This window comes from Hoylesella oralis ATCC 33269 (genome assembly GCF_000185145.2).
GTDB lineage: Bacteria > Bacteroidota > Bacteroidia > Bacteroidales > Bacteroidaceae > Prevotella > Prevotella phocaeensis.
Window position 1 is genome coordinate 985792 of the sequence record NZ_GL833119.1, and the last position, 24491, is coordinate 1010282.

A 24491-nucleotide genomic window follows, 5' to 3' on the forward strand; every position below is an offset into this window, starting at 1 on the left:
GAAGGTGGGGGCATTGTGAATGCTGCTTGGCGGGCCTTGCCGAACGGTTCAGACTATAATCTTTCTATCTCATTGAAGTTGCTCCGGTGGGCGTTGGCGTGCTGTTTACCGAATTTATAACAAACGTTCAGCCTTATTTGTCTTGACTCCCCTTTGCCCCAGTTCCACAATTCGAAGCCGCTGAAACTGCTGTGATTGTCCCATCGGTTGGTATGGAACATGTCTGTTATGCCCATGCCGACCATGATACGTTTACCGAGGAACGATTTATTTAGATACAAGTCGACGTATCCCAACGGCTTCATATATTCGTTGGATGCGCCTAAACGGTGAGACAGGTATGAGGCATTGAGTTCCATTTTGATATCAGAAGGTAGGTTGATAGCATTCTGTATGCCTGCTATTGCGGCCCAACTGTGAAGATTGGACTGCCTGAAACGGTCAAAAGATATATCGTTTTTTACATAATATCCGGTCAGGTTAAGGTTCATTTCCCACCAGTCGAACGGCCGTAGTCCTTGGTAAAACGACAGGGAGAGATGCTTTTGAGTACCGATATTCTTGGGAATCATTACTATTTTACTTACCGACAGTGTGTCGGTGATCTGTGCTTTGTAATTTTTAAGGTAATTGAATGACAGGATAACAGCCGTCTTCTTGTAGGCGTAGTTTATCGACAGATTATGACTCTTTTGTGGAGATAGGAACGGATTTCCTTTCCAATAAGAGAGTTCATCGAGCAGATATTCGAACGGATTTAGGTCTTGATAAGCCGGTCGGTCTATGCGCTTGCTGTAATTGAACGACAGACTACTGTTCTTATTCGGTTGCCAATTCACGGCTACAGAGGGGAACCAGTCGAAGTAGTTGTGCTTGTTGTTTTCGGAATTTACGGAAAGAAGGCGCCCTTCAGCCCATGTGTATTCGCCGCGGATGCCGATTTCGGCCGATAATCTCTTGCCTATATCGTGCGTATAAGATAGGTATACCGCTGCAATCTGTTCCTTGTATTTGAAACGGTTCGACTGTTTGTCGTCGGGAATTGCCATGTCGTGCTCTATATTATAGAACCGATAATCGTTATCGGCATTTACTGTAGAATATTTGCCACCGGTTTTTAATTCGCCTTTCAATAATGGGTTTTGCTGGTCGTAGGCCAAAGCGTAGATGTTAATGCTACGACTGTTGAGCGATTTATATAGGTGCTCTTCCGTTATTTTGTTCTGTTTATCTCTGTATATATTAGGCTGCATATTGCCCGAACCGCCGTCGAAATAGGCGTAGTTGAAGTCTATAGCATACTTTTCCTGTTCTTTCGGCTGATATATGTAATACACATTGCCCCCGTAGCGATTGGCTTTTTGCTCGAAATAGTCGTTCTTTCCGTACAATGTACTTAGCAAATTCATTGTCGAGGCATCGTAAATATGCGTGGTGGTGTTTGTTTCTCCCGGTCCTCCCAACGTGTTAATGTCTAATCGTGTGCCCATGGTATGATGTTCGGACAGTCGGTATTCTGCAGTTAGGTTGCCCGAAATGCTGTGACGTTTGTCTATATCGTGGGTATAGCTGTTATATTCGTTGCCGTTCTGAATACGGTGCATGCCGTAATCAAGGTTGTAATAACCGAAAGAGTGGTTATAGTTACCCGTAACAGAAAGCCTTCCGTTAAGATAATTAAAGGCAACTTCGGTGTTTTGTCTTAGGTTCTTCCAGTAAGAAACGCCATTATTAACGGAGAGAAACATACCGTCTGCCATACGTTTATCTAAGTTGATGTTGAGCATTCCGGCAGTTCCTTCGGTATCATATCGGGCAGACGGATTACGCATAATCTCGATAGTCGACACCGAGGAGGCAGGAGTAGACTTCAATAATGCCGCCAGTTCGTCTTTTTGCATATAGGTCTGTTTGCCGTTGAGCGTAATAAGAACGCCGTTCTTTCCCCCTATACTTATGTTGTTATCGTTGTCTATGAACACTCCGGGCGTCTTCTTCAGCACCTCTAAGGCACTCGTTCCTGCGGTAGAGCCTCCGTTTTTGGGCTGATAAACTATCTTGCCGTGCTCTATTTTGATAGTGGGAGGTTGCCTTTCGCCCACGATTACCACGTTTTCTATTTGTGCCAATTCTTCTTTTAATACGATGACAGGCAGAACAGTGTCGCCTTTCAGGGTGATCGGTTGGCTCAAGTAATGCGTGTAACCGATGCAACTGACGTATATTTTTACCTCGTTTTCTACGGCATTGATAGAGAACTTACCGTTACTATCGGCAATGGTTTGCTTGATCGTCTGCCCGTTAGAAGCATCGAGCAGGGCGATTACGGCGGCGTCGACAGGCGTCTGTGTTTGGTCTATAATTATGCCCGAAACGGTATGTTGTGCCGTTGCAGCGATAGAAAAACCAAAGAATAATGACACTATAAGCCCTCCTAAATGTATTGTTCTCATGAATTAAAGATGTATAAATTAGTAGTTTGGTTTTACAAAAGTAATGCTTTACGTTCGGAAAGAGCCCCTTACTGTTGTTATAAAAGTGAAAAAAAGTCAATTTGCACCTTTCGGATAGCGTCGGAATACCCGCAGGATATGGAAGGAAGTGCTGCCGTATCCTTATTTCTGATGAGCGGTGTTGCGAATATACGAAAAACGTTTGGCAGATATATTTATTTTATATTATCTTTGTAACGTAACACATTAAACCGTTCGAGCGTATGAAACAAGAGTTGAAACTTCTTATGTTAGAGGTGGAAAAGAAAGTTGGTAAGGAAATCAGTGCGGCATCGGATTTCGAACGTCTTGCCCGCCTGTTCTCGCTGCACCATGTAAACATAAAGTCTGGAGCTTTGAAAAAGGTGTGGAATTTTGTTACCATAAAAGAGAAACCTACTGCCGAAACGCTTGATAAGTTAGCTCTCTTCGTGGGGTTCCAGAGTTGGAAAGACTTCCAACAGGCACTGCATGGTACGAATGATGCCGGCCTGAACTACGAAGAGGAGGATGCTACGAAGAAAACGGAAGCCAAAGACGAAACCGCAAGATAAGCCCCTTGCCGGCGGTATAAAATACAAAAAGAGGTTCATCACGATAGTAATGAACCTCTTTTTATTTCTTTCTGAAGAATGTAGAAGCTGCGTGTTATTCTGCAACACTATTGGTACGCTTCTCTTTAATGCGTGCTTTCTTGCCCGTAAGAGCACGAAGATAGTACAATTTAGCGCGACGTACCTTGCCTCTTTTATTCACTTCGATGGAGTCGATGTTAGGAGATTCGATGGGAAAAATACGCTCTACGCCTATTGTTCCCGACATCTTGCGAACGGTAAAGCGCTTCTTATTTCCGTGACCTGATATCTTAATCACCACACCGCGGTAGAGCTGAATACGCTCTTTGGTACCTTCGACGATTTTGTAAGCAACGGTTATCGTGTCGCCAGCCCTGAAATCCGGGTACTGTTTGCCAGTTGCAAATGCTTCTTCAGCAACTTTAATTAAATCCATTTGTTTGATAATTAAATATTGTTCGTCGTTCCAACGTAACATAGCGGGCAACTCTTCTTCCCGTCAGCGATTACGCTAAAAGCGATGCAAAGGTACAAAAAAGTAATGTATAATTACTTGTTTCGGTGGAACAATTTTATGATTTTAACAAAAAAGCGTGCAGTTGCGGGTGCCGAGAGGAGGATTTTCGACTTCTTGGGGTGTGGTGCGAAGGTGGCAGATGCCGAGGATAAAACGGCTGTTAGCCACTCTTTAGCTTTATAAGTTTTCGATAGAGTACAGACAGAAGCACCCTGTAAGGTCGGCAGGCGGCACATATAGGCACCTTAGAATATCTATGTAACGAACTTGAATATATCCTCTAAGCGCCTTAGGCTATATGTCTGCCCTCCGCATCTTGCCGCTTTATTCTTTTTACCCTTTTATTTTTTCATCCGTTCATATTCCGATTATCTTTTTTACTTACGTACTTTTTTACCCTTTTATCTCTTAAACGGCTTCTTTTGCCCGATAATCTGTTTCCCTCTTTGTGCAAAGCCGAAGAAGGCAGGTCTTATCTTTATCGTTGCCGGTTCCTGCGAATTATTTCCTGCGTTTATTTGTCTGTTTCTGTTATTTGGACTATATTTGCATAAACAAATCGAAGACTATGTATAAAAGAATGATGGTAGTGGGCATGATGGCGGTGCTTGTATTGGGCACATCGTGTAGCTCACATTATGTTATGACGGGTATTTCGAGGTCTCGAATCCTTGTAGATAAGACCTACGATGCGGCTCCCGATGCCGATGCTACGGCGTTCTTGGCGCCTTACAAACACAAAGTAGACAGCTTGATGAGTCCGGTTGTGGGCACGAGTGCGGCCTATATGGCGGCACACAGGCCCGAGAGCGAACTGTCGAACCTGCTGACCGATATCATTGTTTGGGGTGGCAAGAAGTTCAACGAGCACCCCGATTTCGGCGTATATAATATGGGCGGCATCCGTGCAGCGCTGCCTAAGGGCAATATAACTTATGGCGACGTGCTCGATGTGGCACCTTTCGAGAACAAAATATGCTTTCTTACGCTCACCGGAGATAAGGTGTTGGAGCTGTTCAGGCAGATGGCACGCCGCGGAGGCGAGGGAGTAAGCCGCAGTGTAAGGCTGAAGATAAGTCCTGAGGGAAAGCTCCTTTCGGCACAGATCGACGGTAAACCGGTGGAAAAGAATGCGAAGTACCGCATTGCCACGCTCGACTATGTGGCGCAGGGCAACGACGAAATGGAGGCATTCAAGGCAAAGACCGATGTAGTTTCGCCGCAGAACAGCGAGAACAACGTGCGTTTTATCATTATGGATTACTTCCGCGAAAAGGCTGCACAGGGCCAATCGGTGAGCGCAAAGACGGAGGGACGCATCGTAGTGGAATAAGATAATGATCGATGATTGGATAAATAGGATTTGAAGAAACGGTTATGAGAAGAAATATTTTTATTTTATGGATGTTGCTGGTTGTGCTGACAGCTTCGGCACAAGTCAAACAACTGACGATATTGCATACGAACGATACGCATAGCTGCATATTGCCGCTGAATTACAACTTGGCAGATACGATGCTGGCTGGCAGGGGCGGCTTCGTCAGGCGTGTGGCCATGCTGCAACAGGAGCGCAAGAAAGATCCGGAACTGCTGCTGTTCGACAGCGGTGACTTCTGCCAAGGTTCGCCGTATTTCTCGCTTTTCAAGGGCGATGTTGAGGTGGGATTGATGAATATGATGCACTATGACGCCGGTACAATAGGCAATCATGAGTTCGATTTCGGCTTGGATAACATGGCACGTATATTCAAGAAGCTGAATTATCCTATCGTTTGTGCCAATTACGACTTTACCGGAACCGAGTTGGCCGATATTGTGAAGCCTTACGTTATATTGAAACGCAAGGGACTGAAGATTGGCGTATTCGGCCTTTCTCCGCAGCTCGACGGACTTGTAGACGTGAAGAATTACAAGACTACGAAGTATCTTGATCCGGTAAAGGTGGCCAAGGAGATGGGCGAACTGTTGAAGAATAAGGAGAAGTGCGACCTTGTAATCTGCATATCGCACCTCGGATGGTTGGAAAGGGGTATGAGCGATCAGAAGATGATAGAGGGTTCGCGAGGCATAGACCTTGTGCTCGGCGGCCATTCACATACTTACTTTAAGACTTTGCGCTACGTAAAAAACCTCGATGGCAGGGAAATCCCCGTGGATCAGAACGGCAAGAATGCTATTTATGTGGGCAAGATTACGCTCGATTTCGGCCGTGCACGCGGTAAATAGCGGGCTGTCTGCTCTGCATGAACACTGTTGTCTGTGCTGCCCGAAGCCTGTATTATTCGAAATAGAAAGTGAGCACGATCATCTTGGATTGCGCTCTGTCTATGGAAGTGGCATAGGGTAGCATCGCTTTGTCTCTGATGTCTTTTACATGGTTGCTGTTGAAACTGTTGGTAAGTCCGAACATGAATTTGAGTTCGGGGCGCAGTTTGAAGTATTGCAGATAGAAATCGCAACCGATACCTATGTCGGCAAACAGGTCGTAACGCTTTAATTCAAGATAATCGTTGCCGTGGCTACTGAGGTTAAGCATGGGGGTTAAGCCTCCCAAAAGGTAAGGGCGGTGGTTGTTGGAACGCGGGGCAGCGAAGATAAGTTCGAAGGCCGAGGCCACATATACGGTCTTCATGTCTTGCTTTTGTTCCTTCGGACTGCCGTTAGGCGTTGTTTCTTTTAAGTTGCGAAATGTGATGTGTCGCGTGCCGAAGTACATTGTAGGTGCGATGCGCAGCTGGAAATGAGTGTTTAGGCGGAACTCCCCGAGCACACCTACATTGAACCCGGGATCCCAACGGCTTTGGTCTGTCGTTACTACAGCTTCGTAACTGGTGCCGTCGTCGTTGGTGATGGTGTGCGAACCTATGTTGTTAAACTCCAGATCTTGGAGATGTGTACCCACTAAAACGCCGAAGTGGAACGGTCGCAAGTCGGTATAAGGGCGGTTCTGCACCTTTCTGTCTTGCTGCGCATGGGTGTTCAGCGCACAAATTATAGCGGTTAAAAAGAAAAAAAGTCTTCTCATATCACCTTATAAACGACTTTTATCGGAAGTTATTGTGTCGGCACGCTTTCGACTTTTGTGCGTGCCGTCGGTCTTATTCGGGCAACATGACTACCTCGATATGATTTCCTGAAGCAAAAAGACGGGTGCGCATAAAGGTCGAAATCTTATCGGGAGTGAGGGCATTTGCCATTTTTTTGTAATCGGTCAGTAGGTCTATCCCTTCTTCCTGATAGGTTTCCAAGGCTTTCACCCAATGATAATTTTGTTTGGCTTGTTCGTCGACGCGTTTTATCATGAACTTCTTTACCTTGTCCAGTTCGGTTGCATCGACTTTCTTTGCCATGCCTATGGCCTCCGCGTACATAATTCTCAGAGCTGTGTCGGCCTTTTCGGGCTTGATGGGACAAATGCCGTAGAGTTTTACATAAGTATTGTTGCCAGCTTTCGACACGGTGCAATGGGCATCGGCTGAATAGGCTGCCGATGCTTCTTCGCGTATCTTGGCGATGTAGAGAGCCGTCAGAACTTGCCCTGCAGCATCGGCTGTCAGTCTGTTTTCCAGTGTGTTTTTGATGCCTTTGGCATACCAAATCATGTAAGCCTTGGCCTTCGGCGTCTCCATCTTCCGCCTGAAGCGGTTGATTACCGTTCCTTTAGCATAGGTTTCTACGTCTTTCCACGATGCTCGTTTGTTTGTCGACGGCAGCGAGGCTATGTATTGTTCGATAAGAGGCAACAGTGTTTTCTCATCGAAATTGCCCACAAAGGTGAACGTGAAACTACCTGCGTTTGCGGTACGTTCCTTGGCTATCTGCAATATGCGGTCGTAGTTCACGCGGTCGATGTCCTCGAGTGTGTAGTTTGAAAAGCGCGGATTGTGGCTGTGCAGGGTTGCTGTAAGAGAGTCGGACAGTGCCATGTCGGGCGACTGACTGATATTTCTAAGTCTTGTACGGTAGCTCGATATGAGGTTGTCGAAGGCTTTCTGATCTTTCTTGATGCGGGTGAAATAAAGGTAAACCTGCTGCATCATACATTCCAGATCGCGGGGCGATGAGGCTCCGGTTACCCGTTCATAATCGGTATCGAGCGAAAGATTGACATTAGCCGTCTTTCCTGTCAGTGCTTTACCGAGTTCCTGCAACGAGAAAGAACCCAGTCCGCTGGAGGCAATCACCTTGTTGAAGAATTTCATATTGATGAAGTCGGCCTTGCCGAGTATCGATGAACCGCCCCGAGAATAGGCATTCAGCAGGATTTCATCTTCTTTGAAATCGGTCTTCTTCAATATTACCCGTGTTCCGTTCGATAGTTTCAGCAGCTTAAATCCTAATCGCTTATTCTCTTTGATACCCGTGATTTTGCCTTTTGGGGGCAGTGATTTGAGCAACGGTTCGTTCCTCACTTTGTCAATATAAGGGCTTACGGGCTCGCTCCGTGCTTGGCGTATGGCCGACAGCAGGTCGGCGGAATCGGGCAAGGCAAGTTCTTCTTTGTCGGGATTGAAGCTGATTATAACCAGATTTCGTTCGTTCTCGGGGATCATTTTGCGCATGAAAGCGTCGGCATCCTGCACTTGCAGGTTGTCGAGCAGACGGGTACGAATGCGGTATTGCACTTCGGGAGAGGGGATAGGCTCGCCGTTAAGGAAGTGCTCGGCATACTGATTGCCGAGGAAGGCATTGTTTCTTTTGTTACGAGCGGCATAGCGTTGGTCGAGTATGTTATGGCTATCGGCCTTGGCACGGGCAAATTCAGTGGGAGTGAAGCCGTGTTTTACGGTTCTCATTATCTCGTTCATGGCCGCTTTTACGGCCTCTGTCGTCTTGCCTTCTTTGGGGATAACGGTTACTTGGAAGGTGTATTTGGTTTTGGAAAATAGGTAGGTACCGTAGCCGACAGCACTCTGCGTGTAAGGACAGTCGGCCTCTTGTGCCCGTTCGGCGAGCCGGTTGCGCAGCATGGTCATCGTCATATCCTTGATGAGCAGATAGCGGTAATAATCTTCGCTCTGCCTCATGGCACGCGTAACGGGATCGTGTTTGTACATCACCTGCACCACGCTTGTTTGCTGTTCCTTGTCTTTATCGATCACAACGATAGGTTTTTCGTTGTCCGGAACGGCTTCGTTGGTTACTTTGGGAGCATCCTTTCTTGCAGGGATCGATGCGAACAGTTCTTTTATTTTCTGCTCCGTGCGGTCTACATCAATATCTCCGACAACGATGATCGCTTGGTTATCGGGACGGTACCACTTCTCGTAATACGCTTTCAATGCCTCGGGCTTGAAGTTATCTACAATCTCCATCTTGCCGATAGGCATGCGCCGACCGTATTTGCTGCTCGGGTAAAGTGCCTCGAGATTACGTTCGAGCAGTCGCGAAGAGGCCGATGTACGCAGTCGCCATTCCTCATGAATAACGCCGCGTTCCTTGTCTATCTCTTTCGGATCGAGTGTCAGTGCACACGACCAGTCGCGGAGAACGAGCAAACAGGAGTCGAGCGACGAGGTTCGGGCTGCCGGCACGTTGTTGATATTGTACACTGTGCGGTCGATAGAGGTATTGGCATTGAGGTTTTCTCCGAACTTCACGCCCAGCGATTCGAGATAATTAATAACGCTATTGCTCGGAAAATGAGCCGTACCATTAAAGCACATGTGCTCAAGGAAGTGTGCCAATCCGCGTTGGTCTTCGTCTTCTTGTATGGAACCCACGCGCTGCACGATGTAAAAGTTTACCCTATGTTCGGGGTAACTGTTGTGTAGAAGGTAGTAAGTGAGGCCGTTCGGCAATGTTCCTATGCGCATACTGCTGTCTGTAGGTATAGGTCTTATGGCGGGTTGTGCCGTCGTTGTAAGGCCGAAGAGCAGCGAAACGACGGCCGTAAGAAATATTTTCATCTCAGAAACTTAGAATGATTGCGGCATTCAGATTATGTCGCATGCCACTGATTTCATAGGTGTTAGCGAGGGCATAAGCAAGGTTGTAGGTGAGCGAAAGCGAGAGGCGATAACGGTAGAATGCCTTTCCGCCGCCGATATTCAGTTCGGTTGCGCCTTTCGCTGTGTGATAGTAGTTGTAAAGGGGCCGTGCCACGTCGGTAGAAAAAATGTTTTCTTGCGAAGCAGGATAGGTAAGCATGGCTGTTGGAAATAATAGCCATTGGCCTGCACCATAGAAGATATAACAAGCGGAACGCAAAGCGTGCTGCCTATGCCATGTCAATGATGCATCAAGACCGCTGCGTTCGAACAGGTGTGCGGAAGAGCCGTCTTGCCTTTTCTCATATTCATAGCCCGCCGACAGGCCATATCGGTTGATGCAACCGGTAGCTGTGTATTGGCAGAGCAGAGCGTTGAAGCCGAGAAGACGGTGGTTGTAAACGTAGTTTTTTTGTCCTTGAAGAATGTTGTCGAGCTTATCCGAGCCTTTTGTAAGATAAGCATAAGCCTGCGTTTGCAGCTTTACAGTGCTGCTAAATGCGTAGTCGACGCCGAGATCAAGGCTTATCTTTGTTGTTTTGTAGGTAGAAAGAAGACTGCGAGATACGTTTGTAGTGCGGCTGCGACGTATGCTGTTGCGCTGTATATCGTAACTGAAACGCGCCCAGAGCGTAAGGCTATCGATGTTACCTTTCAGTTGCAGGCCTGCGTGACGGGTGTAAATGTTCGTTTCGAGCGTCCTGTTCTGGTATTGCTGCGTCTTTCTGTTCATGCCGAACCCCATGAGTTCGTAAGCCATCATGTCGAGTCGTGCCACACGGTCGTTATCCGTATTGTTGTAAACGATGTCGTTGTCGCGCGTTCCATAGCCAAGTCCGCCGCTTAGGAGGACTGAAAATCGGGGCAATGTGATACCTCCGAAGAGGTAATAACGAGAGATGAAACTCTCTGTAGAGGGCCTCGGATCGTTGCTTCGCGCACCTTTTCGGTACTTGATATGTGCCGATGCTCCCACTACAAAGAGCTGTGAAATGTTCCAATCGAAAGTTCCTTTAATGTTGTAAGCCTCTATCTCCCAGTTTCCTTTCTTGGGCGAACCGAAGTAATAAGGCAGTCCGTCTTGCGGCATTTCGCTAAGCAACCATTGTACGCTGTCGTTGTATTGGCGCGTATAGGCAAACTCACCGTAGAGCTGCCATGTGTTTGCCGAATGCAGGCCGATGGAACGTACTCGTATTTCGTTCGCCTTTTCGGGCATCTGGATACGCATCATCTTTCCGCTTTGGTATCCGTATTCCAAAGAGGCATGTCCGAAACTGCTCCTCGGCAGCAGGTAGACGCCTACGGGAGAAGTCAGCTTCGCATCGTACATCCTGACTTCCAAACTGTTAGGGATGATGATTTGGCGCGTAGAGTCCAGCCCTTTTGCCTCCGCACCAGCAGGGCAAAGGGCAAAGGAAACGATGACTAATATCTTCAGGAACTTCTGTAACATGCGTTTTATTGTTGAGGTGCGAACGCTTTAGGATCGGCCTTCATCTCTACGAAGTCGAGCGTAGAGTTGTTGATATCCTGCAATACCTTGCGCGTTCCGTCCACACGACTGACTTTGCGGGTTATGCACATCGAGCTGTAATCGGGTTTTGAATAAGTATAACCGGCATCATCTTTCTTCTGGAATGCCTTGGGAGCAACGTAACCGTCAGCAGTCGGGGTGATCACTTCTACTGCATCGATGACATTGGCGTTAGGAACTTGCATGAATTGATCCTTGGATCCCTTTGCCGGATCTATGGCCGGATAAAGATAAACGGGCAGTGATGCCGGATTAGAGTGACGGAAGATGACGTATCCTTCTTTACCATTGCGCGATAAGCGCATATACTTGTTGTTGCCTTTATGGATAATGGTCATGTTCGCAGCATTGGGATTGTCGAGTGTTTCGTAGCCTTCGTAAACCACATCGAACTCGGCTTTGCTTAAATCAACGGTAAGTTCGGGAGCTTCGGGAGTAATCTGTTTGCCAGTACTTGTAGTAAATGCAGCTTTATAGTTTTGCGCGAAAGCTGCGATAATGAAGCTTTGGCCCGGTTGTATGGGATAGTCTTTCCCCTTACCGGGAACCATGAAGAGCATTTTAGCATAGTAATACTTGGCGTTGGCGCCATCAACGTCTTTCATGTCTTGCGATTTGCTCCAGTCGTAACGGCCGTCTTCAGTATAATAATACCTTTTATCCTGCCACTTATGTCCGTTTCCATAGCGGTTCATCGTGGTAACGGCAATACACAGACTGTCGGCATAGAGCACGCGGTTGGTATTGTTATAAATCTCGATGAACTGATCGTTTTCGCCTGCAGCCTTCTTGTTGTCGGAACCTGCATAGTAGATGGTTTTAATTACGAAATCATCCGTTGAAGCTGTACTTAGTTCCAAAGACAGCTCTTTTACTTTGTCGGGCTCGAGTTGTACGCCAGTTGCCGAAGCCGAGAATAGCACGGAGTCGGTTACTTCTGTCGTCGTACCCGTAGCGTTTTTATAATCTTCGGCCGACATTTTGTAGGTGGCCGTTACGTCGTACATATCTACAGGCAGGTTATCAACTGTGGCAATGCCGTTTGTACCGACTTCTACAGAAGTTTCCTTGCCTGAATTCACGTTGCGTAGTGTAAGATTAACCTTGCCAAGAGCCACCTTATTATATTCTGAAGCGAGTTTCACACTCACTTTGACAGACGAAGAAGACACATCGGGTGTGTCGTTCGAGTCGCTACAAGCAGTGAAAAACGTTACAGCAATCACCAGCATAAGAAAGGCAAACATATTGCCCAAAGAAATTAACTTTTTCATTTTTTACAGTTTAGTTGTGATTATGAATTTAATAAATATAATTATTTTGTTATAGTCTATACGATACATCCATGCTTATGGTGGGTGCCTGATTGAAATATATTCTCACGCCGTCGCGCTCGATATACGGGCGATAATTGAACACATTGTTGACATAGCACGACAGCCTGAGCTTTGCTCCCAGCTCTTTAGATATGCGCAAATGGCAATTAGGTACGATGATGGGCTGATTGATGTTGACGGGAGCATTATCGGTGAGCCATAAATAAGCCCATTTAACGTTCTCCGCTTCGTTGTCTTTGAAGTATATGGCTTTGAAATCTCGGTTGTAATAGCCCTTCGGATAGATGCTGAAGCCATGCCGATTATAGTGGCGATACCAGAAATTCTGCATTCGCAGGTTGAGTATCAGGCCGATGACAGGTATTTGTTTGGTAACGCTGATTGTAGAAATGATTTCATCTGAGCTGTTTTTGGCCGGTGCATAAATGCCCGTTACCGCCTCTCTGGTGAGGTCTACCGAACTGCCTGTGCGGTCGCCTTTCGAATGATAAAGGCTGTAGTTATAGACTAAAGAGTAGTTGAGCGATATGCCCAACGGATGAATATTATTGATGTTTCCTATCAGCTCGATGCCCATATTGCGGCTGTAGAGCAGATTTTTGGGCGTAAAATAGGAGTCGATGATCAGTTCTTTGTCGCCGTCGGGCGCATAGATAGGGCGCCCTGAAGCCTCTTGGCCCACCTTTTTATAATTCTGTACCCACATTGTATCGAGCACAGACTGCGAACTGATGCCCCGCATGTCTATCTTCATATATCCTGTGAGCGATGTGTTGAACCCTCTTCCGTTGTAAGACGTGCCCAGTTCAAAGCTATGAGTGTAGGGCGATTTCAGGTTTTTGTTGGTTGGATCGACCACCTTTGTTTGATAAAGGTACAACCGCTCGTTGGCGTTGTCGCTGTAGTTAGAGAACACCAGTCGGTCGAAGTATACGTTTTCGGGATAGAGATAAGCCGTGGCGGGTATCTTGTAACTGATACCGTAGGCTGCATTGAAGCTCAGTCCATTGTTGAAAGAAAAGAGACTGTTCATGCGCGGACTCATCGTAAAGATGCCCCGTTGTGCCTCTATACGGACACCTCCCGTAACTGAGAGCAGGTTCTGTCCGAAAGGCAGGTTCAGTTTATCTTGCATGTATCCGCCGTATTGCAGCAGTCGGATGTTGTTTTTGTAGTCGTAAGAGCGGTCTCCGCGCCCGCCTTGTCCCCCATCATAGTAGGGTGTTTCGGGATTGAATATCTTTCCTCTGCCCAAGTTTGCCTCGTAACGGCCGAAAATACCTATGCTGAGGTTGTGTGATGCCTTACCCGATTTTACCAATTTACGACTCTCTATATTGCCGTAAAGCGCCAAGGGCTTGCCCTCTATTTCGAGCAGTGAGGTGTAATAAGGCGGCGCAATGTCGGTTTCGTGCAGACCGTTGGTATAGGCATCGGTGATAATGCTACGCCAATAATTAGCGATATACTCCTCGTGCATGTCGTATTGGCGTGAGAGAGAGAATGAAAAGTTATAGTCTGTCATATCGAAAAATCCCTTCCGTGGCGAGAACGAACCGCGTGTAGAAAGTCGAAATGAAGATTGATCGGTCTTTGTGCGGTTGAGGTATGCATCGGGATCGTTCTTCAAACCATCGAGATTTTTAGAGAAATCCAGCGACAGCGTATTCTCCCATTTGAGCTTTCTGCTGAAAGTTTTCGTCCATGTCGTATTGATTGAGATATTCGAATTTGTCTTCAGTTTGTCTCTTCTGTCGCGGGTACTGTGCATATAGTCTATGTTGAAATTGAACAGACCGTACTTCTCGCCCAGCGAGAAGCCCTTGCCGATCGATACATCGAATATGTTGTACTGAACTTTTACTGATCCATAGAACGGCGTAAGCCCTGCACGGCGGTTGATGATGACGGCTCCGTCGCTCAAATCGCCGTATTTTACAGGTGCCACACCCGATATCACTTCGATGCTTTCGATGGAAGAAGCGGGGATAAGCCGCAGATCGTTGCCGTTTCCGACGTTCTCGTTGTTGTCGGTATTGAACCTTCTGTCGAACATTTTGATGCCTCCCCATTTACCATAACTGTCGAGTTGCATGTTGGTGTTGTTGGATATAGGCACGCCATCCACTACATATGAGATGCCGAAAGCGACGTTTCGCGTGTAATCGTTTATCTTGTTGCGGCTGTAGGCATCGAGCGGATTTTCGAGAGAACCCGAGAGTACGGAGCGCAGAGTGAGAAAACTGGCATTATGCATATCGGTGTTAAGGATGGCTTTGCCCGGCAGAACCTGCATAATATCGGCAAGATTGTAGGCTTGAATGTTATCTATAGTGCTGCGTTGTATCACCATAGAGGAGTTAGACTGCTTGGGCACGCGCACTGCATTGACTTGTACGCCTTTCAGGTAGAGGCTGTTGTCCTCCAAAGCGATAGTCATTCTGCCTTTCGAAGGCAATGTGGTGGCGTTAAGAAAAAGTGTTTTCGGACTTTTTCCTACATACGAAATGTTGATTTTAGAGCCTTTTCCTTGGAAAAGCGTCTGCTTTAGCAAAATATTTCCCTGCCCGTCTGCAGTGTAGGTACGGTCTGCAGTCTCCACGTTCACGGTGGCATATGGTAACGGACTGCCGGTCTTGTCTGTGATTGTTAGCAGAATATCGTTGGAAGAGGGGGTATGCGCATAAGCAAGACTTATGCATATCAACCCTAAGAGGAAAAATACGGCACGTTTTCCCCTTGTTGATATTTGAATAAACAATGTCATTTTTTCAACTATATTCTTTCTATATCCCTAACAATTCGTATTTGGTTGCAAAGTTATATATCTTCTGTTGTCGTGAAAATACCTAAAAATGATTATTTGATATGTGTAGTTCATATACTATATATCGGGATTTCGTGTTATTTTAACATGATGGGTATCGTTGTGTGTATAAGCGTTTTACGCTATTCTCCGTATGTGTGGTGTTATGAGAATAGATAAGACAAGATATAAATAGTACAAAAATATGATCATTATTTGTAGGTATGTCGGATTATTTTTTTATCTTTGCATTGTACAAGAATAGATATCTGCTTGGGCAGAAATACAAGAACATTATTAATATTTTAAACATTTAATAGTATGGCTTACGTAATTAGCGACGACTGCATAGCATGCGGATCGTGCATTGATGAATGTCCTGTAGGAGCAATCTCTGAAGGGAACAAGTATAACATTAACCCTGATATGTGCACGGAGTGCGGCACATGTGCGGATGTTTGCCCTAACGAGGCGATCTCTCTTCCGTAATAAATCAGATTGAAAGGATATTTGAGGTAAAAGCAGTTCTCTGTAGGAGCTGCTTTTTTTATTGTCTGTTTTTATTAGATGTGATGCTTGTTGCGGATAGAATATGTATGTATTCGTAATGTATGCATGGACTGATGGGTATGGAGGTGCCATGTATTGTAGTTTCGGCAGGTGGGAAGAATTTTTATGTGTAGTATGCTGTTCTTGTGCAAATGTTGATATATTTTATTCTTGTATCAGTTTACATCTGTAAGGAATTGGTTGGATGGTAATTAAACAATTGTATAATGAGCAGTTCTCTTGCTGTAGTTGGTAGAAAGATGTTCTTTTTATGGTAGTTTTCTTACCTTTCTGATATTAAAAAGGGATGAAGCCTTGCAGGCCTCATCCCTTTTATATTTTGAACGGTGCTATCTTACACCTTCTTTTGATTATTTGCCTAATACTTGTTTTGCTGTGGCGTTATTGGGATCGAGTGTCAATACTCTGTTCCAATAGTCGGTATAATTGGGTTTATCATCTATTTTGTAATAATAGTATCCAAGGTATTGATAAGCCTCGAGCAGATATTTATTTTCGTTCTCATCGCGGTTCTCCTTATCTTTCAGCATATTTGCAAGCTCCTCATAGAAAGGTTTTGCCTGATATGTTTTCATATCGGGATCCATATAAGAGTTGATGCGAGCCTGCCAAAGAGTAGCAAAATCTTTGACGTTGGGATACTTCTCACCGAGTTCTTTGTAAGCGGCAGCAGCTTTCTGATATGCTTCTGTCTGCTCTGCCCCTTTAGTTTCCTGTGCTTGTGTTAGATAGATGCCGGCCAAACCTGCATATTCTGAAGCCGTTTGTTTGTCAAGGCTCTTCAGATATTCCTCATATTTCTGTGCAGCATTAGTATAATCTCCTTTCGCCGAATAGGCATTTGCAATGTTTTTAAGAGCATCTGAACGGTCTTGTTTGTTGTCTGTATTGTTCTCGAGCGATTTGTTGAACATTTCGATGGCCTTGTCATAGTCTTTTTTACCGAGATATGCATAGCCATAATACAGATAGTCGCTTTCCGTTATCTTTGTCTTTTCAGATTTATTGAATAATGCATCTGCATATTGCAGAGCTTCATCATATCGCTTCAAGTTGGTAAGATTGAAGAAGTTGATACGGTTTAATGCAGCATTTGAAGGGAACTTCTTGATACCGAATTGTGCAATCTCAAGGCTCTTATCGAACTCGCTTTTGAGGAAATAATTAAGCGCGAAGCTCACTAATTGGTAGTCTTCCATCTGGTTCTTATCTACCTTATTGTAGTATTCAAGTGCTTTAGAAATGTTTCCGGCCCTGTCATAAATCTCCGCAGAAATGATATCTACCGGATAATCAGGACGCTGTTTACGCAATTCTTCGAGCTTGGCTACAGAAGAAGAAGGGCTGACCTTGCTGTTTACCTGTGCGTAACGACGGTAGCCGTTTGGGTTTTTCGGATCGAAATATGTTGCCTGTTCGTACCATCCGGATGCTGCACCGCCGTTGTCTTTGAATGCTTCTATGTCGCCTGCAAGTACGTAAGCGTCTCCATAATGCTTGTCTCTTGCCATGGCGAGGTTTGCGTATATCTGTGCGTTTGCTGTGTCCTTGATGTCAAGGTAAGCACGTCCGATAGCCGTAAGCACATCGGCATTCTTCTTATTTGCTTTGAAAATGTCTTTGATTTGCTTCTCTTTATTGGCATCTTGAGACTTGATGATTTTAGTTACTTGTTCAATGGTAGCCTTGTGATCGTCTTGTGCATTTACGGAAATATAGCTTCCTGCCATTAATGCACCGATCATTAAATATTTAATAGTTTTCATAATTTTCTATCTTTAAATTGTTTGTATTCTACGTATTCAATGTTATGACGTTCCACGACTTAGGAAGTTTATATTATTCAGTAACATTAACATTTCTGATGGTAATATTGCCTTGTACGGGTAGTAAACCCGATTTCAGAATAATCATCTGCCCTTTAGGGGAAGCGATAAAGTTGGCAAATCCCCATGGCAAGGCATTAATAGGATCGTTGAGAAGAGCATAAATTGTTCTTATCAAGGGATAATTGCCATTATATATATAATATTGGTAAGGTTTCCAGCTGTTGGCCGGCGTTGCTTTAGGCACTTTACTTACCGACATGATCTTAATATTCTTGTTGAAAGTGAGGTTGGTTGAGTCGCGTTTATCGTTCAACCAGTTGCTGCCGATGATGCCGATTGCGTTGGGCGTATGTTCTACATACTCGATCACATCTGCCGTCTTGTTTGTTGCAGCAACATTTTTATTTGTGATAGGTTTACCGCCAAGGATGCTGTCTTCTGCAAAGTGTACAGCACTTGACTTCTTGTTATCGAATACCAATAGGATTTCTCCTCTTTTAGAACCCTTGTATATGTCGCTCCAATTTCGGGCTTGTCCGTTGAGGATGCGCTTGATATCATTTACACTGATACAGGTATCCGTGTTTTCTTTGTTGACGATCAATGCCAAGCCATCGTATGCAATTTTTATTGCCCTTGGCATAAATCTTCTGTCTTGTAAGTTTTTTAATTCCTTGTCTTTAAAATTACGAGAAGTAATTGCAAGGCATACTTTTTCTTTAAGCAGCATATTGATCGCATCCAGCTCATTCGTATAGATGGGATTTACAGTTGCTTTCGTATATATGGATTCGAAGACTTGCTTCTCTTCTTCTATTATAGGACTGAAACTTTCGTCAGAGGCGAAACTAATCACCCCTGACGAATAAGTATCTGTTCTGCCGCCTTTGTGCTTCTGTTGTCCGCATGAAGCCAATAGGCTGGCAGATAGTGTTAATCCTACGAATATGTAAGATAACTTATTTCTCATTTGCAAATTACGATTGCAGTTTAAATGTTACAGGAACAATGTATCTAACTCGTACGAAAGAGCCGTTCTGTTTTCCGGGTTGCCATTTAGGCATGCTCTTTACAACGCGTGCCGCTTCCTTGTCAAGTGACGGATCTACCGGACGTGCAACCTGCACATCGGTAATAGAACCATCTTTCTCAACCACGAAAGATATCGATACACGTCCTTGAACACCGTTCTCTGCGGCAACAACCGGATAGTGAGTATTGCTTCGGAGATACTCCATAAGAGCTGCGGGACCACCGGGGAATTGAGGCATCTGTTCTACAACTTCGAATACCTTGTTCTCTTCCTCATGCTTAGGCGGCTCGGGTTGAGCAATTACTTCCTTAGCTTTAAGAATCTCACCGTTAGCTTCATCATTACCTTGTACGTTGAATGAACCGATTGCTGTCTTGGTAGACATTAATTGGTCTTGTGTCTTGAGCTCGTCTTCAGGTTTTACTTCCGAGTCTTTCTTAATCACCGGTGCTGTAAACTTGACAGAACTCTTTACGCGCTCAACAACTTTTTCAGGCTCTACTTGTATCTTTTTTTGTTCAACTTTAGCTTTCTTCTTCGGTTGATTAAGTGCGGATATCTCGCTAACCTGAGTTGCTGCAACCTTTCGTGCATTCTCATCTACAATGTTCTTAATAGCCATTCCTGCAAATGCAAGTATTGCAACAATAAGCACAACGATGATAGCAATAAGGTTTCTCTTAGAGGTTCCCTTGCGGAGTCTGTAAGCTCCGTAAGCTTGGTTTCTACCTTGAAACACCAATTCTACCCAATCGTTCTGGACTAAATCAATTTTTGCCATTTCTTTTGCTTTTAATTGTTAATTACATGCCATGACTATTCAATTCCCTTCATCTTGAGAAGTTTCATGTCGTCAGGATTGATTTTGTCAATGACGTACTTACCAATACTGCAAATCTGCATTTCATCGAGAGCGTCAACCAAGTTTTTGTAAGTAGCCTTATCAGTAGCTTTGATGATCACAGTCATCGTTGATATCTTCTCGTTTCCGAGATCTCCGCTTTTGATTTTTGACAGTTCAGCGTTGTAAATCGAATCATTATACTTTTTCGGATCTGCAAGCTTCTTCTTGTCTAAGGCTGCCTTGGCTGCCATTACCTGTTGTACAGGCGTTGTACTATCTTCTGTAACGTGGTTTATCAATACGCTGCGGATACCATTCTTTCCCCATGTGGTTTCTTTCATGCAACTGGGATCGTCGTATTTAGGCTGGCCTTCCACATAATAAATTTTATTGTTAGCACCTAAGTATATCGTTATCGTGTAAGATGCTTTTGTTACAGATTTATCTTTATCTTGAGTGTTCTTATCATTACTTGGCATACTCAGCTCCATTGTCTGTGGCTTAGCCAAAGAAGTACAGAGCATGAAGAAAGTGATAAGAAGCATCATCATGTCAACCATCGGAGTGAAGTCCACGCGGACATCCATCTTCTTTTGTTTGCTTTCTTTCTTCTTCATTACTTATTCTCCTCTAACTTTTTGTATTGAGTAATCAGATAATAACGATTTTCACCCATATCCTGAAGTTCAGACATTACTTTCTTGATAACGGCATAAGGAGTCTTCTCATCTGCCTTGATGGCAAGTTTGATATCCGGATTTACAGAATGAACCTGTGTAACCCAAAGCTGGAACTCGCTTTTATCTTTTTTGCCATCGGTCTCGATACTATCTGTAGGAATGCCTTGGCTCTTGATTTCCTCTGCCATTTGGCTTTCATCAAGTTTCAGATAGGCTGAAAGTTTGTCCATAGGAACACCCCACATCGGATCTTTTCTGAATTTCGTCAATTGCTCTTTGTCAAGAGATACGCCGAATTGACCGGTCATACCAGAAAGAACATCCATCATTTGAGCCTGATTATCCATACTCATGAATACCTGTCCTTTCTTGTCGACAAGAATATTCAAGACATCCTTTTCCGGAACTTTTATTTCAGAAATAGATCCGGGAGTTACTACTTTCACCGGTTCATTCTTCACAAACGTCGACGTTAGCATGAAGAAAGTCAGCAAGAGCACCATGACATCCGACATAGGAGTCATGTCGATCCAGACCGTTTGTTTCTTAATTTTTACTTTACCCATAGCGATAAATTTTTAAAGGGTTAGCAAAAAATTAAGCTTCTTCTGCGTGATTGGCTTCGTATGTCTGAGCAATTGAGTAACCAACCTCATCAAGGGCGTATGTCAACTTATCGATCTTGTTTGTGAAGTAGTTATAAGAAATAACTGCACACCAAGATGTCAAAATACCGAATGCGGTGTTGATCAAGGCCTCAGAAATACCAGTTGATAGCGCGAGAGAATCGCCGCCGCCACCTGCTGCCAATGCTGCGAATGACTTGATCATACCGGTTACTGTACCGAGAAGCCCTGTAAGTGTACCCAATGTAACGATAGTAGCGATGATAGGAAGGTTCATCTGAAGAGTAGGCATTTCGAGCTGAGTTGCTTCTTCGTGTGCCTGCTGTATTTTGGCTACCTTCTGTGCTTTCTTAACACCGCTTGTTGCTTCCTGTTCTTTGTAAGCCTTCAAAGAAGCAGATACAACATTTGCTACGGAACCTTTCATCTTATCGCAAAGAGCTTGTGCTTCATTGAAATCGTTAGCTTTCAAAGCTGCTTTGATATTTGTAACGAACTTTGTCAATGAACCTCTTCCGAATGCATTGCGGATAGCAAGCCAGCGCTCAACAGAAAGGCAGAGAACGGTAAGCAACAATGTGTGGATGATAGGAACGACCATACCACCTTTGTAAATGGTTCCGAGGAGGTTACCATTCAAAACGGCACCTGTAGGATCGTTGTTTACAAAGTTTGCGGGATTACCTAATAAGAAACGGTAAATCAAGACTGCAATGAGGAAACATGCAACGATGATCCAAAATGCTGCTCTGATACCTTGAAAGCCCTGTGATTTCTTAGCAGGGCTGGCTGTTTGTTGTGTAGTTGCCATAATTTTACTTTTAATTTTTAGTTATTAATGAATTTAAATTATTTTATTCTGTTTTCGATTTGTAAGTGTTATTGCTTTCGTTTGACCACGATATGTGACTATAAAAAAACAACGCAAAGATATACAATTTATGTATAACAAAAGCGGTTATTAAGAAGTTTTAACGGGTTTTTCGCCGAATTATCTGCTAAATATCGCCTTTGCTTCTTTACTTTTTATTCCCACTTTATCTTAGTCTTGCCAATGCTTCTTTAATTCTATTCATTGCTTTGCGAATATTATCGTCGCTTGTAGCATAACTCATACGGAAGCATTCCGGATCGCCGAAAGCATCACCGCCCACTGTTGCCACGTGTCCGACTTCCAACAAATACATAGCGAGGTCTGTGGAAGTGTTGATAATATGTTTACCATCTGTCTTTCCGAAGAACTTGCTGCACCTCGGGAATAGATAAAAGGCTCCTTCGGGAATATTGATTTCAAGGCCCGGAACATCTTTTGCAAGAGCAACAATGAGATTTCTTCTGCGTTCGAAAGCAAGTCGCATTTCCTCTACGCATCCTTGATTTAAAGTATATGCCGCTTCGGCAGCTTTTTGGCTTACAGAACATGGGCCGCTTGTATATTGCCCTTGCAATTTGTTACAGCCTTTCACGATCCACTCGGGAGCGGCGATGTATCCTATTCTCCAGCCTGTCATGGCATAGGCTTTCGACACTCCATTGACAATAACAGCGCGCTCTTTCATCCCCGAAAATTGAGCAATGCTCTCATGTTTCCCCACGTAATTGATGTGTTCGTAAATCTCATCGGAAAGAACAAATAAGTCTTTATGACGCTTTATGACGTCGGCAAGCCTCTCAAGTTCACTTTTCGAATACACACTTCCCGTAGGATTACTCGGCGAACAGAGTATGATAAGTTTGGTTTTCGGAGTGATGGCTGCCTCGAGTTGTTCGGGCGTCATCTTAAAGTTTTGTTCGAAACTGGCGTTTACAATAACCGGAATTCCTCCGGCAAGTTTTACCATCTGCGGATAACTAACCCAATAGGGAGCGGGAATGATCACTTCGTCCCCCTCGTTAATCAGTGCCATCACCGTGTTGCATACGCTTTGTTTAGCTCCGTTAGATACTAAAATCTCGTTAATGGTATAGTCTAATCCGTTTTCTTTCTTCAGTTTGGCAACAATGGCCTTACGTAAATCGGCATATCCGGATACAGGAGAGTATTTAGAATAATTCTCGTCGATGGCTTTCTTTGCCGCATCTTTAATAGCTTCCGGAGTATTGAAGTCGGGTTCTCCCACACTCATATTGATGACATCAATACCTTGAGCTTTCATTTCATTACTCCTTTGAGACATTGCCAGCGTTGCTGATGGCGCCAGTCGGTTTAAACGATTAGATAATTGTGCCATATATTCAAACTGTTGTTTTGTATTACTTGCAAAAATAAACAATTTATTCTTTTCGAAGAAGAAACTGTGTTATATTTTCAGCGTTATTTGTTATTTTTGTAATTTAAAGCCTCCTTTTTTATTCTAATTGTACAAATTATTGTTATTCTCATTGCATGCCAGTACACATAACGGTTATTCCGGATACTTTTTGGCCAAGGGAAGATAGTAAGCTGACGGATTTTCTCTGTAGGCTTCATGAAAACAATATCGATTCCAGTCCGTATAATAGTCGTCGGCAGGTTTTCCTTCTCTGCTGACTGCTTTTTCCAACAAGCCGTATGCCCACGGCTCTTTGTAACCTAAGAGTGCACGGAATACGATTTCTGCCGCAGGTGTATCATTCTGTATAATACCTGATATATACATCTTCTTTACGGTGGGTATAAATGCTTGATTAGGCCAGTTGGCAATGGCTTTGTAGGCATTATACTTTCTGTAATCAGGATCATCAGGCCAATAATATACATCCTTAATCGTGAGTTTGTCTTTTCCGTTCCAGTCGTATTCTCCTGTTTTTCTAACTGTATATATTATAGTTTCATTGGAAGTCTTAATAACAGGAACCTTCTTTGGCTGTAATTCTTCGAATATAAATCGTTTTGCTTCATTTGTTCGGTATTTGGCGAGCATCGGCAGGGCATCTGTATTATCCTCATTTATATAAATGTTCCTTATTCTATTATAGTAACGGGGAAGGGGAGGCAACTTGTCGAGTAAAGTATTAAGATAATACATATATCCAAGATGGGGCGTATAGAGCACCAAACTATCAATCTGTATCGAGTCTTTCTTTGATATATGATACCGTTTTGTGTTATTTTGTATCATTTGTATGCGCAGGTCTTCTGTGCTTTCGGTGGCACCTTCGCAACCGTTGATGGTAGCTACGGCACTTTTGTCGTTTAGGTTTACAATGGCCATTCTTACCGCCACCTCGGGATTTTTTATCAAAATGGCTTTGAAAGCGCTTAGCCTTACCACCGGCGACTCGTGCTGCCATGCCAGATAGGTAAGTTCTTTCATCGAGGCACATTGCGAAAGATGTTCCGGAATATCCCATTGTGCACTCTTTGTGCCGCTCATTCCAGTGTGCGGAGAGGTATAAAATTGACCGTAAAATTCCAGTTCTTTTACCAATTTAGCGGTTTTCTGATTGAGATGAGGCTTGCATCCGCCGAGTAAAAGTGCCGCTGCTGCGAAAAGTATAACTATACCTTTTTTCATACACATTTTATTTTTATTGCAAATATAAAAAATAATTATCGTATAAAAAAGGCTCTATTCCATGCTGACACAATAGAATAGAGCCTTGTTGTTGATAATCAATGTGTTGTAAAAAGCGTGCGACAAGTTTTGACACACAGCTCATCTGTTCCCATTAG

The 24491-nt window shown here is 44.2% G+C and carries 19 protein-coding genes; 4 read left to right on the top strand and 15 right to left on the bottom strand.

Going from position 1 to position 24491, the window contains the following annotated elements; all coding sequences use genetic code 11:
- Positions 1 to 53: 53 nt before the first annotated feature.
- Positions 54 to 2453 carry a TonB-dependent receptor gene (locus HMPREF0663_RS06770; RefSeq protein WP_004369598.1) on the bottom strand — a complete coding sequence of 800 codons (2400 nt, stop codon included), beginning with the start codon at positions 2451 to 2453 and terminating at the stop codon, positions 54 to 56.
- A gap of 263 nt (positions 2454 to 2716) precedes the next feature.
- On the opposite strand from HMPREF0663_RS06770, the gene HMPREF0663_RS06775 reads away from it, so the two are divergent.
- Entirely contained in the window at positions 2717 to 3046 is a 330-nt protein-coding gene (locus HMPREF0663_RS06775; protein WP_004369599.1) for a hypothetical protein, read from the top strand.
- A 94-nt stretch (positions 3047 to 3140) separates the two neighbouring features.
- On the opposite strand, the gene rplS is transcribed toward HMPREF0663_RS06775, so the two are convergent.
- Entirely contained in the window at positions 3141 to 3503 is a 363-nt protein-coding gene (gene rplS / locus HMPREF0663_RS06780) for a 50S ribosomal protein L19 (protein WP_016665306.1), read from the bottom strand.
- Positions 3504 to 4152: 649 nt separating this feature from the next.
- On the opposite strand from rplS, the gene HMPREF0663_RS06790 reads away from it, so the two are divergent.
- Positions 4153 to 4917, top strand: coding sequence for a 5'-nucleotidase C-terminal domain-containing protein (locus tag HMPREF0663_RS06790; protein ID WP_004369602.1), 765 nt, complete (start codon positions 4153 to 4155; stop codon positions 4915 to 4917).
- Positions 4918 to 4961: 44 nt separating this feature from the next.
- Entirely contained in the window at positions 4962 to 5810 is an 849-nt protein-coding gene (locus HMPREF0663_RS06795; protein ID WP_004369603.1) for a bifunctional metallophosphatase/5'-nucleotidase, read from the top strand.
- A gap of 52 nt (positions 5811 to 5862) precedes the next feature.
- Here HMPREF0663_RS06795 and porT read toward each other — a convergent pair whose 3' ends face one another.
- From porT to HMPREF0663_RS06820, 5 genes are all read right to left on the bottom strand, one after another.
- Positions 5863 to 6609 carry a type IX secretion/gliding motility protein PorT/SprT gene (porT, locus tag HMPREF0663_RS06800; RefSeq protein WP_004369604.1) on the bottom strand — a complete coding sequence of 249 codons (747 nt, stop codon included), beginning with the start codon at positions 6607 to 6609 and terminating at the stop codon, positions 5863 to 5865.
- A 73-nt stretch (positions 6610 to 6682) separates the two neighbouring features.
- Positions 6683 to 9493: a M16 family metallopeptidase gene (locus HMPREF0663_RS06805; protein WP_004369605.1), complete on the bottom strand. Its 2811-nt coding sequence runs from the start codon at positions 9491 to 9493 to the stop codon at positions 6683 to 6685.
- Between the two features lies 1 nt (position 9494).
- On the bottom strand, positions 9495 to 11030 hold the full coding sequence (locus HMPREF0663_RS06810) for a DUF6850 family outer membrane beta-barrel protein (RefSeq protein WP_004369606.1): 1536 nt from the start codon (positions 11028 to 11030) through the stop codon (positions 9495 to 9497).
- Between the two features lie 5 nt (positions 11031 to 11035).
- Complete coding sequence (locus HMPREF0663_RS06815; protein ID WP_004369607.1) at positions 11036 to 12385, bottom strand: DUF4876 domain-containing protein; 1350 nt, start codon at positions 12383 to 12385, stop codon at positions 11036 to 11038.
- Positions 12386 to 12434: 49 nt separating this feature from the next.
- Entirely contained in the window at positions 12435 to 15215 is a 2781-nt protein-coding gene (locus HMPREF0663_RS06820) for a TonB-dependent receptor plug domain-containing protein (protein WP_004369608.1), read from the bottom strand.
- 360 nt (positions 15216 to 15575) lie between these two features.
- On the opposite strand from HMPREF0663_RS06820, the gene fdxA reads away from it, so the two are divergent.
- Positions 15576 to 15743 carry a 4Fe-4S ferredoxin gene (gene fdxA, locus HMPREF0663_RS11730; protein ID WP_004369609.1) on the top strand — a complete coding sequence of 56 codons (168 nt, stop codon included), beginning with the start codon at positions 15576 to 15578 and terminating at the stop codon, positions 15741 to 15743.
- Between the two features lie 431 nt (positions 15744 to 16174).
- Here fdxA and HMPREF0663_RS06825 read toward each other — a convergent pair whose 3' ends face one another.
- From HMPREF0663_RS06825 to HMPREF0663_RS06860, 8 genes are all read right to left on the bottom strand, one after another.
- The gene (locus HMPREF0663_RS06825) at positions 16175 to 17590 is read right to left on the bottom strand and encodes a tetratricopeptide repeat protein (protein WP_004369610.1); all 1416 of its coding nucleotides are present in this window, start codon (positions 17588 to 17590) and stop codon (positions 16175 to 16177) included.
- A gap of 73 nt (positions 17591 to 17663) precedes the next feature.
- Positions 17664 to 18623: a PstS family phosphate ABC transporter substrate-binding protein gene (locus tag HMPREF0663_RS06830; protein ID WP_004369611.1), complete on the bottom strand. Its 960-nt coding sequence runs from the start codon at positions 18621 to 18623 to the stop codon at positions 17664 to 17666.
- A 7-nt stretch (positions 18624 to 18630) separates the two neighbouring features.
- Positions 18631 to 19467 (bottom strand): energy transducer TonB, encoded by an 837-nt coding sequence (locus HMPREF0663_RS06835; protein WP_004369612.1) that lies wholly within the window; start codon positions 19465 to 19467, stop codon positions 18631 to 18633.
- Between the two features lie 35 nt (positions 19468 to 19502).
- Positions 19503 to 20147, bottom strand: a complete 645-nt coding sequence (locus tag HMPREF0663_RS06840; RefSeq protein WP_004369613.1) for an ExbD/TolR family protein — start codon at positions 20145 to 20147, stop codon at positions 19503 to 19505.
- Positions 20147 to 20776: an ExbD/TolR family protein gene (locus HMPREF0663_RS06845; protein WP_004369614.1), complete on the bottom strand. Its 630-nt coding sequence runs from the start codon at positions 20774 to 20776 to the stop codon at positions 20147 to 20149. The genes HMPREF0663_RS06840 and HMPREF0663_RS06845 overlap by 1 nt, the downstream gene beginning before the upstream one ends.
- 31 nt (positions 20777 to 20807) lie before the next feature.
- The gene (locus tag HMPREF0663_RS06850) at positions 20808 to 21647 is read right to left on the bottom strand and encodes a MotA/TolQ/ExbB proton channel family protein (RefSeq protein WP_004369615.1); all 840 of its coding nucleotides are present in this window, start codon (positions 21645 to 21647) and stop codon (positions 20808 to 20810) included.
- Between the two features lie 226 nt (positions 21648 to 21873).
- Entirely contained in the window at positions 21874 to 23067 is a 1194-nt protein-coding gene (locus tag HMPREF0663_RS06855) for a pyridoxal phosphate-dependent aminotransferase (protein WP_016665303.1), read from the bottom strand.
- Positions 23068 to 23241: 174 nt separating this feature from the next.
- Complete coding sequence (locus HMPREF0663_RS06860) at positions 23242 to 24333, bottom strand: hypothetical protein (RefSeq protein ID WP_004369617.1); 1092 nt, start codon at positions 24331 to 24333, stop codon at positions 23242 to 23244.
- Positions 24334 to 24491 lie beyond the last annotated feature (158 nt).